Below are 1807 nucleotides of genomic sequence, written 5' to 3' on the forward strand. Positions count from 1 at the left end.
CATTGGCGACCATCGGGGCGAACAAACCGGGCATCAGGCTCCATGGCGTCGTTGGCGGAACCAGCTCCAGGACTGCCGGCTCGGCGACGATCACGCCGCAGTACATGAATCCGGAAAGTGTCGCGGCAACTCCTTCATCGAGGTTGGAGGGATAGTCGTCGTATTGAAGAGGACTGCGGCGGACCAGCAATCGCATCCGGCGGAGTTTTTCAGCGGCGTCTATTTCGAGGCGGCTGTAGTAGTCGAGATTGGCGGGGTGGAACAGCGCGATGGTGGCGAGTGCTGCGCGATCGCGATGGAACGCAAGCATCGCGCTGAGATCGAGATCAAGAATCGTGTCGCTATTGGCGATCACGAATGTATCGTCGCCAAGAAAGTTGCGCAGGCCGTTGAGCGGGCCTCCGGTGCCCAGCAATACGGGCTCGGGCGCATAGGTTATATGCAGGCCAAGTTGCGAGCCGTCGCCCAGTCCGCGCTGAATTGCAGTCGCCAGGTGATGAAGGTTGATCGCGACTTCGGAAATACCGGCGCGACGGAGCATCGCGAGCGGATAGTGGATGAGCGGACGGCCGCCGAGCTCGAGCATCGGCTTTGGCGTCACGTCAGTCAGCGGGCGAAGCCGCTCACCCATCCCGGCCGCAAGTATCAGAGCTTTCATGGCATCAGCCAATCAGCGCCGCGCAGAGTTTGGGGAAGTCGGCGCGCATCTCGGGTAACATCCGGCGCGCCTGTGCGAGTGCATTTGGGATGTAACGACGATAGCCGGTCTTGCCGTTGCGCTCGAAATTTTCGAAGCGTCCGATCATCTTGAGCGCATGCTGCAAAACGCAGAGGCGATAGCTGAGCATGAACTCCGCGGCGTCGAGCGCAGATGCGCCACGACGCGCGAGCGCGGCACAATAGAAGTCGAGAATGCGGCGCTCGATTGCCGGCGTGATAACTTCGTCGGTGTCGCGCGTCGTCAGCAGCACGGCGAGGTCCTGCGCGGCAGGGGCCATGAGCGCGTCCTGAAAATCTATGATGCGAATTCGCGGACCATTCTGGTTTGAGAGATTTTGGATGAAAAGATTTTCGCGATGATAGTCGCGATGGGAGAACACGCGCGGGAAACGATCGAGCCGCGTGGCGAGGCGAGTCAACTCGGGGGCGATAGAAGAGTAGTCCGCACCGGGAGCCACAGCCTCGAGGCCGACTTCCGCAAATTCCTTCAACTCCCATTCGAAGAGCCGGCCGGTGTAGGAAATCTCGTGCGCAATACATCGAGCGTCGATTCGCGCGGTGCCGTCAACGTGCAGCCGGACCAACTCGGTGGTGGCGAGCCGGAATAGATCCGCGGCGTCGGCGCCGGGACGGCGGACGGTGTCGAGCAGGGAGAGTTCGCCGGCATCTTCCACCAGCATCGCGCGCCGCGCTGGATCGGCGTCGTAAAGCGCGGGAACCGGCGCGCCGATCGACTCAAGGAAGCGATGCAGGTTGATCCACGGCGGCTCGGTGATAGGCGAAGGCAGAAGATTGAGGACGCGAACGTAACGGGGTAAGTCATCAGGGCCGAGATCGACGAGGATGGCGGTGGCAGGGGCGGCGGTTCCGGTGCGCGTCGCGATAGCGACGCGCCAGAAGCGACGGGTCGAGAGATCGCCGCGAAGCGCGGCGATGTTCTCGACCCGTGCCTGCGGCCATCGCTTCGCGATGGCCGCTGCTGCCCATGCCTGGAACGCGCCGCTGTCATCCATCCGAGATGGATTCTAGCGGCGCGGGGCATGCTCGCGCGAGTGTGACTCGCGCAATAGAAAACCGGCGCGGCCAT

2 protein-coding genes are annotated in these 1807 nt (G+C 62.5%); both read right to left on the minus strand.

From position 1 onward, the window contains the following. On the minus strand, positions 1-658 hold a 658-nt coding region (locus VIW95_RS06345), incomplete at its 3' end, for a nucleotidyltransferase family protein (protein ID WP_331584594.1). 4 nt (positions 659-662) lie between these two features. After that, complete coding sequence (locus VIW95_RS06350) at positions 663-1733, minus strand: phosphotransferase (RefSeq protein ID WP_331584595.1); 1071 nt, start codon at positions 1731-1733, stop codon at positions 663-665. Between the last annotated feature and the right edge of the window lie 74 nt (positions 1734-1807).

Origin of the sequence: Binatus sp. (SeqCode), assembly GCF_036522015.1 — a bacterium.
GTDB lineage: Bacteria > Desulfobacterota > Binatia > Binatales > Binataceae > Binatus.